The sequence below is a fragment of the Actinotignum inguinis genome, assembly GCF_051265835.1.
GTDB classification, from domain to species: Bacteria; Actinomycetota; Actinomycetes; order Actinomycetales; family Actinomycetaceae; genus Actinotignum; species Actinotignum timonense.
On record NZ_JBOZDP010000003.1, the window covers coordinates 112950 to 128152 of the forward strand.

Sequence of the window (15203 nt, forward strand, 5' to 3'; positions counted from 1 at the left end):
CCCAATTAAAGAGAGGAGCCGGGCAGATCGAGTTCGCGGGTAATATCGGTCTGGTTGAGTTCTTCAATATTGACGTCTTTGAAGGTCACCACGCGTACCGAGCGGATGAACCGGGAGGTGCGGTAGATGTCCCACACCCACGCATCGGTGAGATTCACTTCGAAGAACACATCCCCGGCCGTGGAGGAGCGCACTTTCACGTCTACGTCGTTGGCGAGGTAGAAACGCCGTTCGGTTTCCACCACGTACCGAAAAATCTTCACAACATCGCGGTACTCGCGATATAACGCGAGTTCCAGTTCGGCTTCGTAGCCGTCAATCTCGCTCATTATTCACTCCTTACCGCGGGCAAATGCCACGACATTCGATGATACGGGCTCGGCCCCACCTGCGCGATAGCTTCGAGGTGGGAGGGCGTACCGTACCCTTTGTTATGTTCCCAATCGTAATCGGGAAATTCTTTCGCGAGCGCCTCCATGTAGCGGTCTCGTTCAACTTTAGCGACGACGGACGCCGCGGCAACTCCGGCGCAGGACGCATCCCCTTTAATCACGGTGGTGACCGGAAGTTGCGGAACGGTCGGTTCGGCATCGAAAAGGGAATCCTGGGCCCACCAATTGTGCTTTCCGTCAAGAAGAACGGCATCGGGGCGCAGTCCTGCTTTTTCCAGCTGGGCGAGGGCGTCCGCGGCGGCGCAGCGCAAGGCCTCAATAATTCCGACCTGATCGATAACGCTGGCGGGGGCGCTTCCTACCGCAACCGCAAGCGGCCAGTCGCGGGCTACCTGGTAGATCGTTTCGCGGCGGTGTGCGCTCAGCATTTTCGAATCGCGTAATCCGGGCGGGAAAGCATCCGGAGTGCTCCCGTCCAGGAGAGCAATACCCACGCAGACCGGCCCGGCGATGGCGCCGCGGCCCACTTCATCCACGGCGGCGAGAATACGCCCGCCGCGTGCCTGGAGCCGAGCCAACAGTTCTTTTTCAACTGTACGATCAGGTTCCTGCACGCGTACTACCTGCCCTGCCCGGAGAGCGTGGCGCTAGGCAGCCCCGGCTGGGCCGCCGTGGCCACGTATAAGGAGCGCGGATCAACAGGGTTTTCCGGCAGCGCAACCCGCACACTCGCGGGCGCGGCAGGTTCGGGAACACCGGCGAAAACGTGGCTCATATCAGGTAGGCGCCCGTGGCGGCTCCACGGAGCAAAAACGTACCAGGCCCGGCCCACCACATTATCTACCGGCACGAATCCGTTTCCAGATTCACGTTGATGCCACCGCGAATCCTTCGAATTGGCGCGGTTATCCCCCATCATCCACAGGTAGCCTTCCGGGACCTTCACTTCAAATTTCTGCAAGGAGGGTGAAACCCCGTAATTGAGATATTCCTCCGTGATCGGCACGCCGTTCACCTGCAAACGGCCATCTTCCCCGCAGCAACTGACGGTATCCCCGCCCTTCGCAATAATTCGTTTCACCAGGTAGTGACCAGAATCCGCCGGGAGAAGCCCGATGCCTTGCAGGATACGAGTGCCGGTTTGGGCAATCCAAGAGCGGTTTTCTTCCACATCATCCAGCCAGCCGCCCGGGTCCACAAAGACCACGATATCGCCGCGGCGTAAGTCCTCATTATCGGTCACCATGCGGTTGACGAAGAACTTATCCCCGGTACTCAGCGTGGTTTCCATGGAACCAGAAGGCACGTTAAAAGCTTGGATAAAGAAGGTTTTGATGATGACGGAGACCAGAAGAACGACGGCGACAGTCAGGGCCATCTCCACTACGCTGCGCAAGCGTGAATTACGCACGGGGGCTTCCCGGGTTTCCGCCTCGGGGCGTATCGGGGCAACCTCGGGAGGATACGAGGGCGGCTGCTCCATATTGGCAGCGGAGGACTGACCGTCCGTTGTATTCATGGTGACTCCTCCGTGATTGACATGTGCTTCCGCCCGGGCCAGATCATCTCGCAAAGCTTCGGCATAGAGGCCTTCATCTGCGTTGGAGAGCTGCTCCGTGAGCGTCAGCCGTAACCGGGCTTCAGCTGAATTTATCTTAGCTGGCCCCTCCGACACGTTTTTTGCTCCGTTGGATTCTGGTGGTGTGGGCGGGCAAGGCGCCGGCTCGGAATCTGGCCCTGGTGCTGGTGCTACTGAGGGGCGCCCCGTTGCGGGGGTCGTGGCGGAAGCAGCGGCGGCGGTAACGGTGACGCGAGCGGCTGGCGCTCCGGTGAAAGCGACGGGAACGGCAGCAGGAGCAATGGGGGCAGCGGCGGGAGTGGCCTCCGAGGCTGGTGACTCCTCCGCGTCAAATAGCTCATCGAGATCCGGTAGCTCATCCACGTCCGGCACCACTGAAGGTTCGAGGAACGCCGGGGCCGCGTACGGCTCCGGCAGCTCAGGTGGGGTAGGGGTGGAGGTAGGGGTAGCGGCCCGGCGGCCGCGAGCCTGGCTCCGGTGGGTCCGCCCTGCTGGCCACCGCGAGGCATCCTCCGATGCCCGTGACCCGCCTGACGTGCCCTCGCCCATACGCCCCTCCGCCTGAAATAGATAAAAGATATGCGTATTCCATGCTACCAGCGCGCTTGAGCGTACCTAAGGTTATCCGCGCCGTCGTGCCACGCTATTTTGGCGAGGCTCCAGGAATGCTCCAGCCCTCGCTCACCGTTATTTGCTGCTACCTTCGGTTACTGGCGGATACCGGGAGAAATTGGCGGCTATCGTGGGTTAGTAACCAGGACCAGCTTGGGTAGAAAAATGGACCCGCACCGAGATGCGGGTCCATATGTGAACGAGAAGTTCGTACCGTTCCTTACTTGGAATCGGTGCGACGTTCGCGAATCTTCGCTGCCTTACCGTGGCGATCACGCAGGTAGTACAGCTTAGCGCGACGCACCCGACCGCGGGTAATCACTTCGATTGATTCGATGGAAGGCGAATGCACCGGGAACTTACGTTCCACGCCCACCCCGAAGGAAATCTTGCGGACATCGAAGGTGGCGCGCAGGCCGTCACCCTGGCGGGCGATAACAACACCCTGGAACGCCTGGGTACGGGTGCGGTTACCTTCCACCACGCGCACGTTCACACGCACGGTGTCACCGGCGCGGAAATCGGGGATATCGTCGCGCAAACGCGAAGCATCAACTACATCAAGAGTCTGCATTATTCATTCACTTTCCGCCTCTGCACGCAGGCCAGGGGCGCTGTTATCGGTTAAGATCTCGCCGATGCGCGACCCCCTGCGGCAGGCTCAGCGCATTATGAAAGCGAGGAAACTCCACTATTATGCCACAGTCAGCGGACAGGCAAAAATAAGATCCGAGTTGACTACCTCACCCACCTGGAATTCCCGGGTTGCGACCTTTCGGAAGCCGCAGCGTTTGTAGAAGCGTTGAGCGCGCCGATTGTCTTTATTCGTTCCGAGCCACAGGTAGGGTGCTGGCGCCGCATCGACGTCCGAGATTCGAGCTCGGCACGCTTCCACCGTTGCCCGCCAGAGCAGATCCGCTACCCCGCTGCCGTGCCAGCTGCGCTCCACATAGAACTTAGAGAGCTCAAGCAACGGGCCGTCCCGATCCGGAAGGTGCGTGAATGGCGCACCGTCCTCACGCCCGGCTACGTCGTCGCCCCCCATTCCCACCACGCTATCGGGCAGCAAGGTGAGACTGTACCCCAGCAATTCCCCGCGCGACGCTCCGCTGGCGGCACGTACCACCACCGCCATCCAGTGCGGGTCGGCAAGATAATTCTCGAAAGCTGCGACGGAAAGATTCTCGGCCACGAAAGCTGCGATATCCGCCTCGCTGAGGTAACGCGGGCACGCATCGGGGAAGGTGCGGGTGGCCAGCTCAGCCAGCTCGGTTGCGGTGCGCCGTCGCGCCCCGTCCGGGAACGCACCGTCCGGTCGCGTCTCGTTCGGGAACGCACCGTCCGGTCGAGCCTTGTCCGGGAAAGCAACGTCCGGTCGAGTCTCGTTCGGGAACGCGCCGTCCGGGTCCAGCCCGTTCTCGAGTGCCTCACCCGAAAGCGTTTCGTAGAGTCTCGCCCCGTCGCCGGGAACGACGGCGCCAGCAGCCCCCAGCACCTCGGTATCCACCGCCACCGGGTGGGAGTCACTGGTGCGCCATACATAGCCCGCCGCCGCGAGCGCCGGCCGGTCGTGTTTGTCCAGCTGCGAGGTATCCAGCTCCGCGATCATATCGGGACGGCGCGCGGCGGTGCGCGCGATAGCTTCGTCGCGCCGGTAACGCGCCACCGCCCCGTGGTTACCGCTCAGCAGCACCGCGGGTACCTCGAGCTCGCGCCAGCTAACGGGGCGGGTATAGACACGGTATTCGAGAAGACCGGCCGCGCCGTGTGACTCTTCCACGAGGGACTCCGGGTTACCCACCATGCCGGGAATGAGGCGGGTAACCGCCTCCACGAGCGCCACTGCCGCTACTTCCCCACCGTTGAGGACATAGTCCCCGAGGGAAAACTCCTCCACGCGCACCCCGTGCCCGCGGTAATATTCAGCTACCCGCGCATCGATTCCCTCGTAGCGCCCGCAGGCGATAATGATACGTTCCCGGATTGCCAGGTCTTCCACGAGGCGCTGGGTGAGGGGCCTCCCGGAGGGGGTGGGAATAGCAAGGGTGATTGTTTCCGGGGTGCTCGGACCGATAAGGTCATCGAGCGCACGGCCCCAGACGTCAGGTTTCATGACCATGCCGGCCCCGCCCCCGATGGGGGTATCGTCCACGGTGCGGTGGACGTCGCTGGTCCAGTCGCGCAGATTGTGGGTGCGAATATCGACGACGTCGCGACGGCGCGCTTTGCCCACCAGTGACAAATCGAGAACATCGAAGAATTCCGGGAAAACCGAGACGAGGTCAATGCGCAAGCCCGCCATTACTCAGCGTCCTCCGCACCGTCTTCCTCCGCACCATCTTCCTCCGTGGCGTTCGCTTCGGAAGTGCTTTGCTCCGCGCCGCTTTCACCTGCGCTGCTTTTCCCCAGGCCACTTTCCCCCGCGGCACTGAGGGCACCGGCCAGGTCATCACCTTCCACCACGATCATGTCGTCATCGGAGAAAAGCCCGGCCGGGGCATCCACGATGACGCAATGGTCGTCCAGATCCACGGCGGTCACAATCTCACGGACGAAGGGAACGCGGGCAATGCGGCCATCAGGCTCACGCACCACCAGGACATCCTGGGCGGGGCCGTTCTCCAAGCCGGTGATAATTCCGAGCTCGTAGCCTTCCGGGTCGAGTACTTCCAGACCGCGTAGCTCGTGGGCGTAATAGGCGTCTTCTTCAGGCTCGTCTTCATCGGTTTCCACGATGAGTCGTACCCCGCGCAGTGCTTCGGCGGTATCGCGGGTGGTTGATTCAGCGAAGAGCGCGTAGGTGACTCCCCGGTATTCACGGGTGCGGGTGATGGTGAGCGGCCCGAAATCCGCCGGATCGGTTTCTAGCTGGGCCCCGACCGCGAGGCGGCGCTCGGGTGAATCCGTGCGCACATCCAGGCGGACTTCACCTTTGAGTCCGTGGGGTGCCCCGATAATAGCTACCGTCAGTTGCATCGTGTCCTTCTTTCAGCTCCCGCACACGGCGGGTAACGGTGGTGGCTCATACAAAACCGGCCCGCAACCCCGAAAGGTTGAGGGCCGGTATGCCGCTACGTTAGTTACGATCCGTTTCGATAACGTCCACGCGCACGGAGCCTTCATCCGAAAGCGCGTTGACGACGGTACGCAGAGCCTTGGCGGTACGCCCGCCACGGCCGATCACCCGACCGAGATCGTCAGGGTTCACCCGAACTTCCAGAAGTTCGCCACGACGATTACGTGATGCCGAAACCTTGACATCATCCGGGTAATCAACAATTCCCTTGACCAGGTGTTCCAGAGCGTCCGTCAGCATTAGGCTTCCTCAGTTTCCGCTTCGGTAGCGTCGCCGGCTTCGGCTTCCCCAGCTTCAGCGGCGGCAGCAGCTGCGGCTTCCGCTTCGGCCTTCGCCTTTGCTTCGGCGGCGGCGGCACGGCGCTTCTCAGCGTCGTCCTGGACCTTCTTGACCGCTGCGGCGCGCGCTTCTTCAGCGTTCACAGTTTCCGGAACACGCAGGCGGCCTTCCTGGCCATCCTTGTATCCCTTGAACTTCTGCCAGTCACCGGTCACCTTGAGCTGCGCGAGCACGGCTTCGGTGGGCTGAGCACCCACGCCGAGCCAGTACTGGGCACGATCAGAATCAATGCGGATGGTGGACGGCTGGGTATTGGGATCGTAGTAACCGATTTCCTCAATAACCTTGCCATCGCGCTTGACACGCGAATCCGCCACGACGATACGGTACTGGGCCGCACGGATCTTACCCATGCGCTTCAAACGAATTTTGACTGCCACTTTTGTGGTCAATCCTTTCTCATTGGGGTGGGTTACCCGGCCGGTTGGGGGACGCGCACCGTGCAACCCGTGAACACAGATGACACCGGGTTGAGAGGGACCCGGTATCTTCCAAGTACATCTAGCCATTCTGCCAGAATTTCCGGGCGGAGGGAACCGGCAATGTGCGGACGTTCGGTGAGATCACTTACGCCGCCACGACGGGGCGATGCCGCTATAGCCGCGGTTCGAGCCCACCATCTCACCATCGCTCCGCCCCACCGTCCCACCGTTTCAACCTGACAAGCCCCACCGTGCCTGGCAAGATGGGAGGCGTGAATACCACCGTCTCTCCCGCCGCCGCGCCCACGGGCACCGTCAGCCCCGTCAATCCCGGCGGCTCGCCCTCAAGCGTGCCCGCGCCCACGTCCCGGCTGGTGCGCTATGCCTGGCTCTCCGTTGCGGCAGCCCTCATCACCATTGCGCTCAAAGCGGCCGGCTACTGGCTCACGGGTTCGGTGGGTCTCCTCTCCGACGCCTCGGAATCGCTGGTCAATCTAGCAGCGGCTGTCGTTGCCGTGCTGGCTCTTTCCGCGGCTGCGAAACCCGCCAATGAGCGCTATACCTACGGGCGCTCGAAGGCTGAATATTTTTCTTCCGCCGTGGAAGGCGCAATGATTTTCGCGGCGGCCGGTTTTATTATTTTTTCCGCCATTGATCGCATTATTCACCCCCAGCCGCTCTCAGACCTGGGATGGGGCCTGGGCATCGTGGCGCTCGCGTCACTGGTCAATGGGATTGTCGGCGCCATCCTGCTGCGCGCCGGTGCGAAGCACCGTTCCCCCACCCTACGTGCCGACGGCAAACATCTCCTGACCGACGTGGTCACCTCCGCCGGGGTGATCGTGGGTGTGGGACTGGTGGCGCTAACCGATCAGCCTCTTCTCGATCCCATCGTCGCTATCCTGGTCGCGGCCAATATCCTGCTCACCGGGGTAAAGCTGCTGCGTGAGTCGCTGGCGGGCCTCATGGACGCAGCCCTTCCCGACCCGGATACCGAAAAAATCGTAGCGATTCTCCGTTCGCATACCCGCCGCGAGGTGCGTTTCCACGGTCTGCAAACCCGGGTGGCGGGGCGTGAATCGTTTTGTAATTTTGATCTGCTGGTGCCCTCCACCTGGACGGTGCGCGAGGGCCACGAACTCGCCGAGGATATCGCGGAGGAATTACGCGCCGCCGTGCCCCATCTGCGTGCCCTCATCCACGTGGAGCCCTTGGAAGACCCGCGTTCCTACGAGGACATTCCGGAAGGTTACGTGCCGTTGGGCGGTATTTCTGATGCGGTGCCGGATATCGTGGTGGAGGCTTTAACCACGGGGAAGAACGACGACGCCGCTCCCTCCCAGAAATAACCACGTGGCCAAGAACAACGTAGCGGGCAAGATTCCTCCTGCCCGCTGCGCCGTCGTCGTCGTTATTTAAGGAAGCGCTTGAGCTCTTCCATACTTGCCATATCGGGCCCCGCTTGAGCAGCGCCGGGAAGCTGGGCTCCCTTGCCGAAGGCCGAGCCCTGTTCGGCACGCTGCCGTGCCGCCGCTGCTTCGGCTTCCTGGCGGGCGCGTTTCGCCGGATTCCCCGAACGCCCCTTCTTGCCGCCCGAAACGTTCTTCTTCGCGCGTTTCTGTTTGCGTGAGCCCCCGCCAACGCCGGGCATACCGGGCATTCCCGGCATCCCGCCACCGCGACTCATCTGCGTCATCATTTTCGCGGCACCCTCAAAGCGCTGCACCAGCTGGTTGACTTCCTGGACGGTGGTTCCCGAACCGCGAGCGATGCGCTGACGGCGCGAGCCGTTGAGGATTTTCGGGGTACGGCGCTCGGCGGGCGTCATGGATTGGATAATGGCCTCCACGCGCCCCATCGAGGATTCATCCCACTGCTCGAGGGCTTCGCGGTACTGCCCCATTCCGGGCAGCATCCCCATGAGTTTCTTGAGGGAACCCATCCGCTTGATTTGATTCATTTGCACGAGGAAGTCATTGAGGTCGAAGGACCCCTCGCTCATTTTCTCCGAGAGTTCGCGCTGCTGTTCTTGCGTCCAGGTGGCTTCGGCCCGTTCGATAAGGGAGAGAATATCGCCCATATCGAGGATGCGGGAAGCCATGCGGTCGGCGTGGAAGCGTTCGAAATCTTCCAGTTTTTCACCGGTGGAGGCGAAGAGAATCGGTTTGCCGGTCACGCCGCGCACCGAGAGCGCCGCGCCGCCGCGGGTATCGCCATCGAGCTTGGTGATAACCACGCCGGTGAAGCCAACGCCATCTTGGAAGGCCTTCGCGGTGGCAACCGCGTCCTGGCCGATCATGGCATCGATAACGAAGAGTACTTCGTCGGGATTGACGGCGGCCCGGATATCGGCGGCCTGCTGCATGAGGACCTCGTCGATACCCAAACGCCCGGCGGTGTCCACCACGACGGCGCCGTAGCCGTTCGCGGCGGCGTAGTCCACGCCACTGGCGGCCACCTGGATGGGGTCACCCACCCCGTTACCGGGTTCGGGAGCCCATACATCCACCCCGGCGCGTTCACCCACGACCTGGAGCTGTTGCACGGCGTTGGGGCGCTGCAAATCGGAGGCCACGAGAAGCGCCTTGCGGCCCCCGCGGGCGAACCAGCGCCCGAGCTTACCAGCCAGCGTGGTTTTACCCGCGCCCTGGAGGCCGGCGAGCATGACCACGGTGGGCCGCCCCTGCGCAAAATTCAGTTCCCGAGTTTCCCCGCCGAGAATCTCGATGAGTTCGTCATTAACAATTTTGACGATCTGCTGGGACGGGTTGAGGGCCTGGGAGCGCACCGCACCGGTGGCGCGTTCGCGCACCGCCGCGGTGAATTCGCGCACCACGGGAAGCGCGACGTCGGCGTCCAGGAGGGCACGCCGAATCTCGCTAATGGTGGTTTCTACATCCGCCTGGGTGAGGACACCCTTGGAGCGCAGATTCTTGAATGCACCGGAAATCCGGTCGGAAAGATTATTAAACACTGGCCAGCCTTCGCGTCAAAAACTCGTTCCATTGTAAAGCAGGGGGTGCGGGCGCGCATATTCGCCGATGGTGCGGCGGCGTGCCCGCTGGTGCGGAGGTATGGTGCGACGGTAGAGCTACCCGCAAACGTGGCGCCGGGATACCAGCCCGCGCGTCTCTGCCCGCTCCTTGCCCCACGCTCCGCACTTCCCGTACTTCCCCCACTTAGTTCAGCAGGGAATCGACGAAACCTTCCGGGTCGAAGGGGGCCAGGTCGTCCGGCCCCTCCCCCAGACCCACCAGTTTGACGGGCACGCCCAGTTCACGCTGCACCGAAATAACGATGCCGCCCTTGGCGGTGCCGTCCAGCTTGGTGAGCACAATACCGGTCAGTCCGGTCACCTCCGCGAAAACGCGGGCCTGCTGCATCCCGTTTTGCCCCGTGGTGGCATCCAGGACGAGGAGAACTTCATTGACCGGTGCGGTGCGTTCCATGACACGCTTGATCTTTCCAAGTTCGTCCATGAGCCCGGCCTTATTTTGGAGACGTCCAGCGGTATCCACAATAACCACGTCCACTCCGGCGGCATCGGCCTGCGCTACCGCATCGAAAGCGACGGAGGCCGGATCGGCACCTTCGCGATCCGAACGCACCACATCGACTCCCACCCGGTCGCCCCAGGTGACCAGCTGATCAGCTGCGGCCGCCCGGAAGGTATCAGCGGCCCCGAGCAGCACCGTGGTTCCCTGCGCGCGCAGCAGGCGCGCGAGCTTACCCACCGTGGTGGTTTTCCCGGTGCCGTTCACGCCCACCATAAGAACCGCCGCGGGATGCACCGCTCCGGAATCCGCTTCACTGCGGGTGAGGTTGAGGGAGCGATCCATATCCGGACCCACGTGGCGCAGCAGTTCCTCACGCAAAATCTCACGCACCCGCTGCGGGTCGCTGGTGCTTTCAATTTTCACCCGCGAGCGTAGGCCCTCCATGATCTCGCTGGTAGCATCCAGCCCCACATCGGCCATGATGAGGGTATCTTCTAGTTCTTCCCAGTCCGCCGCGGAAAGATCCCCGCGGGAGAGAATCGCCAAAAGTGCCTGCCCGAAGCCACCCGAGCGGGCCAGCCGGGCCCGCAGGCGCTGCATCCGGGAGGGAATCGATTCGGGTTGTTCAACAGCCGGAACGGTAACAATATCCGGGGTGGCATCACTGGTGCTTTCACCGGGAGTTTCGCCGAGTGTTTCTGCATCGGTACCCTCCGCGGTTTCTGCCGCACCATCCCCTTCGAGAACTGGGGTATCCCGGCGTTCCAATTCCTCACGCCGCTGGTTCTTTTTGACCAGGGAAATGACGAGGGGAACGAGGAGGAGGGCGACAACGCCAGCGATGACAAGTGCAAGAACTACAGGATTATCCACCCCTCCAGTCTTGCAGAGGGGGGCAAGTTTTTCTACCTAGAAGGTTTTAGGCGCTGCGCCGTTCGCGCTCGTCAGTATCCTCAGGCGCGAAGCTTTCTGCGACGTCCGTGCCGTGGCTTTGCTCGCTAATACCGCCACTCGCCACATCACTGCCCATATCCACGATCAGCGTTTCTTCCAGCTCCACCGTGATATCTGCACCGTGGCCTTCTTCCGGTGCCTCCACGGCGCCATCCGCAAGGTCGGCACTGTCCGCGGCATCCGCGCCCTCCAGTTCCGCGCGGTTTTCTTCTTCGGCGCTCACGGCGCGACGGCGCAGCGGCGGGGCGGGAATACGCGCCCGCAGTTTTTCACTATTGCGGCGCACCGTTTCCGAGATTTCACGCTCCGTTTCTCGCGCTCGATCAAAGTGCTCGTCGAGGGTATCGGAGGTGATATAGGCTTCGGATTCGTGCGCGAAAGCCTCGAACATATCGTCGACCGCCGTATCGTGGTGGACGATGTCATAGGTGTCCATGTCTAGTTCATCAGAGCGCCACGCGTCAAAAGATTCCGCGACGGATGTTCCAGCGCTTTTCCCGGAATTCCGCGCAAAAGACAGGGCATACACCAGCGCTGCGGCAGCGATAATGATGGCGATAACAATGATGATAAGGGGCACGGTCTCATTATGAGAATTTTTGGGGCGGACGGCTACCTCCAACCCGCCCGCGAGCGGAATTGTTACCGAACTGCAACGTAAGTCTCATTGTTCGCGCAGCTCAGACATGCGCTGGGAAACCACGGTGGATACCCCGTCTTCGCGCATTGCCACCCCGTATAGCGCATCGGCGATTTCCATGGTGCGTTTCTGGTGGGTAATGACCAGGAGCTGCGAAGAGCGCTGCAATTCCCGGAAAATTTCGAGAAGGCGCCCCAGATTGACGTCATCAAGGGCGGCTTCCACCTCGTCCATCACATAGAACGGGGAGGGGCGAGCCATAAAGATCGCCACGAGGAAAGCGATAGCGGTGAGCGAGCGCTCCCCACCAGAAAGCAGGGACAGCCGCTTGACGCGTTTACCGGGCGGCCGCGCTTCAATTTCCACCCCGGTGGTCAGCACATTCTCCGGGTCGGTGATAATGAGGCGCCCTTCCCCACCCGGGAAAAGGCGAGCAAAGACCTGCTCGAAACGAGCGCTAATATCGCTGAGCGCTGCTTTCATAACGAGAGTGACTCGTTCATCAAGCTCCGCCACAATATCGAGAAGGTCGGCGCGGGTTTTCTTCAGGTCATCAAGTTGCTGGGCGAGGTACTTTTGACGTTCTTCCAGCGCGGCGTGTTCCTCCAGGGCGAGCGGGTTAATGGTGCCCAGCCGCGCGAGGGCACGCTGCGCCGTAGCCAGGCGCCGTTCCTGTTCGGCGCGAACGTAGGGCACCGCACCGTCCTCGGTGGGCACCTGGATATGCGGTCCGAATTCTTCGACGAGGGTAGTGCTATCGACGCCCAGGTCCTCGAGAGCGCGAGTGGCCAGCTGCTCGTATTCCATGCGGGCACGGGCGGTCGCCAGTTCGCGGGCGTGGGTCGAATCTGCGAGCTCTCGTTCGCGGGTGCGCAGCTGATCGACGCGTTCGCGTAGGTGCGTGAGCTGCCCCTCGGCGCCGTGTTGTTCTTCTTCTACCCGACGACGCCGCTCGGCCACCTCGGCACGTAGGCTGCGCACGTGACCTAAGGCGCGCACCGCCCCAGCTGCGACCTGCCCCGCCAACACCGCGTGCTGGCCACGGATCTGGCGGGCGCGTTCTTCCCGCTCAATACGTTCGCGGGCCAGCCGGGCCCGGTTATCCAGGGCATCAGCCCGCCCGCTCAGGGCCCGGAAGCGTTCTTCGGCGGTGCGCAGCGCCAGCCGAGCCTCCGTTTCCTGTTTGCGGGCTCCCACGGCGGCCTCATGCGCGCTATCGCGCTGCTGAGAGAGCCGGGCAAGTTCGCCATCACCTGGAATATCGGCAGTATCTTCTTCAGGCTCCGCGAAGCTATCCAGCTCTGCTTGCCGGGCGGCGATATCTTCCCGCAAGGAGGCGGCGCGGGCGACGGCGCGCTCTTCATCGGCACGCGCGGCGGAGAGGGCCTGACGCAGGGCTCCCAATTGGGCGGTGGCGGCGGCCAGGTTAGAATCGCGCGCCGTCAGTTCACTCCCGGAAGCTTCGGCGCGGGCGCGGGCATCTTCTTCAGCGCTCTCCGCTTTCCGGAGCGCCGCGGCTGCCTCGTCGGCTGCGGTGGCGGCGGCATCAAGCTGCTCGGAGGCCTCCTGGTAGGCAGCTTGGCGGGCGAGGGTAGCAGCGGCGGTGGCCTCTCCCCCGGTAGCGGTGCAGGCGGTGATAATATCTCCGCTCCGTGTCACCGCGCGGGGCGCCCCGGCACTCACGAGCTGACGGGCGGTCACAAGATCGGCAGTGAGGGCGGTGCCGGCCAGGAGCTGTGTGAGGAGGCCAGCTAGATCGCTGCCTGCCTGGGACCCGCTCACCACCGCCAGGGCATGAACTGCGGCATCCGGATCTGGGCGCACCGTTTCGAAAGCAGCATTGAGCGCAGCTTCGCGGGCGGCGGCTGCGGCGTCGTCGTTCTTCCCTCCCGTAATGGTGAGGGTAAGGCGCCCGGCTTGCGCCTGCGCGGCGCCCCGCAAAATATCGACGGCGCTGTCCAGATTGTCCACCACCGCGCCGGCAGCGGCGCCCATCAGCGCATTTTCCGCCGCGCTTTCCCAGCCGCGTTCCACATGGAGGTGGTCGCGCAACAGGGCCGCACCGTGCTCGATAGCCCAAGCGGTGGCGTCTTCGGGTTCCAGCGAGAGCGCAAGGGTATCGACAATCGCTTGTAAGCGCGCTATTTCCTCGCGGGCGCGTGCCTCGTTTGCGCGGGCTTCTTCCACGGCGGCGCGGGCTGCGAGATGAGCCCGGGTATGTTCTTCGTGGGTGGTGGCGAGGGTATCGTCCCCGGTGGAGGTGGCAACGAGTTCTTCTTCGATGTCCGTGACCTGCACGCTGGTGGTTTGCACGCGCTGCCGCGCGGCCGCGACATCCTTCTCTACGCGTTCAACTTCGGCCTGGAGTGCCTCAAGCCGGGAGCGCACCGCTGAAACTTTCCCGGCCCGGCGCGCGGCGTTCTCTCGCGCTTCAGCACGGGCACGGCTCGCCTGGTTATAGACGCGCTCAGCGGCAGCTTCCGCGCCTTCGGTTTCCTCACGCTGGGTCAGTACGGTGCGCAGGGCATCCTGGGCCTCGCGTACGCGCCCCTCCAGTTCTTCTTCTTCGGCGCGGGCCCGGACGGCGCGCGCCTGGAGTTCCTCGGGGTCGTCTTGGCCGCCCCGTGCCGGCATGGCGCTCAGGGTGCGTTCGCGTTCGCGCGCCAGTTCGTCCATGGCGCGGAATCGTTCCTCGAGGGAGGCGAGTCGCTCGGAGCTATCGCGCAACGCAGAGAGTTGGGGGCTCAGGCGCGCGTGATGTTCTTCTGCGGTGGCGAGGGCGGCGCGGGCCTGGGTGAGGGCCGCTTGGTTTTCTTCGCGTAGCTGGGCGGTGCGCTGGTCTTCGGCAGCCCCGGCTTCCAGCCGCGCCTGCGCCTGTGCTAGATCATCAGCGAGAAGGCGGGCCCGCGCGTCGCGCTCGGTGGCTTGGATAACCTGGGCACGGCGGGCGGCCTCCGCCTGTTTGGCGAGCGGTCCGAGCTGACGGCGCAGCTCCGCGGTGAGATCCTCCACCCGCGTGAACGAGCCCTTCATCGCTTCGAGTTTACGCAGAGTTTTTTCTTTGCGACGGCGGTGTTTGAGCACCCCGGCGGCTTCTTCAACGATATTGCGGCGCTCTTCGGGGCTGGAGGTAAGGACTTCGTCGAGGCGGCCCTGCCCGATAATGACGTGCATTTCCCGCCCCATGCCGGTATCCGAGAGCAGTTCCTGGACATCGAGGAGGCGTGCCGGGGTGCCGTTAATGGCATATTCGGAACCTCCGGCGCGGAAGAGAGTACGGGTGATGGTCACTTCGGAATATTCGATGGGGAGCACGCCATCGGAATTATCGATGGTGAGAGAAACTTCCGCGCGTCCGAGCGCGGGACGGCGCGAGGTGCCGGCAAAAATAACATCCGCCATGGAGCCGCCCCGTAGGGTTTTCGCGCCCTGCTCGCCCATCACCCAGGCGAGGGCGTCCACCACATTGGATTTCCCCGAACCATTAGGACCGACCACCGCGTTAATTCCGGGTTCAAAGCGCACTGTGGTGGCGGTGGCAAAGGATTTGAATCCTCGCATGGTCAAGGTTTTTAAGTGCACGATTACAGATTATGCCAGACGGCGCCGCCGGTGGGACTCCGACGGGGCGTCGATACGGTGCTAAGGAGCACCGACGCCATTCGTGGCACGCCGAGGCTCGGCGACAGAAG

General features: G+C 62.9%; 13 protein-coding genes. 1 reads left to right on the top strand and 12 read right to left on the bottom strand.

The annotated features are described in order from the left end of the window. Positions 1–5: 5 nt before the first annotated feature. From ACRQFC_RS03125 to rpsP, 8 genes are all read right to left on the bottom strand, one after another. A complete protein-coding gene (locus ACRQFC_RS03125) occupies positions 6–329 on the bottom strand; it encodes a DUF2469 domain-containing protein (protein WP_026428528.1) in 324 nt (107 codons plus the stop codon). Then, positions 329–1006, bottom strand: coding sequence for a ribonuclease HII (rnhB, locus tag ACRQFC_RS03130; RefSeq protein WP_284896714.1), 678 nt, complete (start codon positions 1004–1006; stop codon positions 329–331). Before rnhB ends, ACRQFC_RS03125 begins: the two co-directional genes overlap by 1 nt. 5 nt (positions 1007–1011) lie before the next feature. Then, on the bottom strand, positions 1012–1911 hold the full coding sequence (gene lepB / locus ACRQFC_RS03135) for a signal peptidase I (protein WP_284896713.1): 900 nt from the start codon (positions 1909–1911) through the stop codon (positions 1012–1014). 892 nt (positions 1912–2803) lie between these two features. Beyond that, a complete protein-coding gene (rplS, locus tag ACRQFC_RS03140) occupies positions 2804–3157 on the bottom strand; it encodes a 50S ribosomal protein L19 (RefSeq protein WP_016442470.1) in 354 nt (117 codons plus the stop codon). Between the two features lie 120 nt (positions 3158–3277). Next, positions 3278–4876 carry a tRNA (guanosine(37)-N1)-methyltransferase TrmD gene (gene trmD / locus ACRQFC_RS03145; RefSeq protein WP_284897208.1) on the bottom strand — a complete coding sequence of 533 codons (1599 nt, stop codon included), beginning with the start codon at positions 4874–4876 and terminating at the stop codon, positions 3278–3280. Positions 4877–4884: 8 nt separating this feature from the next. After that, complete coding sequence (gene rimM / locus ACRQFC_RS03150) at positions 4885–5559, bottom strand: ribosome maturation factor RimM (protein ID WP_284897174.1); 675 nt, start codon at positions 5557–5559, stop codon at positions 4885–4887. A gap of 100 nt (positions 5560–5659) precedes the next feature. Then, positions 5660–5899 carry an RNA-binding protein gene (locus ACRQFC_RS03155; RefSeq protein ID WP_026428525.1) on the bottom strand — a complete coding sequence of 80 codons (240 nt, stop codon included), beginning with the start codon at positions 5897–5899 and terminating at the stop codon, positions 5660–5662. Then, on the bottom strand, positions 5899–6378 hold the full coding sequence (gene rpsP, locus ACRQFC_RS03160) for a 30S ribosomal protein S16 (protein WP_026428524.1): 480 nt from the start codon (positions 6376–6378) through the stop codon (positions 5899–5901). Before rpsP ends, ACRQFC_RS03155 begins: the two co-directional genes overlap by 1 nt. A gap of 305 nt (positions 6379–6683) precedes the next feature. Here rpsP and ACRQFC_RS03165 point away from each other — a divergent pair, with 305 nt between their 5' ends. Further along, entirely contained in the window at positions 6684–7769 is a 1086-nt protein-coding gene (locus ACRQFC_RS03165) for a cation diffusion facilitator family transporter (protein ID WP_284901327.1), read from the top strand. A gap of 62 nt (positions 7770–7831) precedes the next feature. Here the strand turns inward: ACRQFC_RS03165 and ffh are convergent, their stop codons facing one another. From ffh to smc, 4 genes are all read right to left on the bottom strand, one after another. Further along, positions 7832–9394: a signal recognition particle protein gene (gene ffh, locus ACRQFC_RS03170; RefSeq protein ID WP_087071003.1), complete on the bottom strand. Its 1563-nt coding sequence runs from the start codon at positions 9392–9394 to the stop codon at positions 7832–7834. Between the two features lie 205 nt (positions 9395–9599). Further along, entirely contained in the window at positions 9600–10790 is a 1191-nt protein-coding gene (gene ftsY, locus ACRQFC_RS03175; RefSeq protein ID WP_284897176.1) for a signal recognition particle-docking protein FtsY, read from the bottom strand. A gap of 46 nt (positions 10791–10836) precedes the next feature. Continuing rightward, positions 10837–11451 (bottom strand): hypothetical protein, encoded by a 615-nt coding sequence (locus ACRQFC_RS03180; protein WP_284897178.1) that lies wholly within the window; start codon positions 11449–11451, stop codon positions 10837–10839. An 84-nt stretch (positions 11452–11535) separates the two neighbouring features. Continuing rightward, positions 11536–15093: a chromosome segregation protein SMC gene (smc, locus tag ACRQFC_RS03185; protein ID WP_284897179.1), complete on the bottom strand. Its 3558-nt coding sequence runs from the start codon at positions 15091–15093 to the stop codon at positions 11536–11538. Positions 15094–15203: the final 110 nt, after the last annotated feature.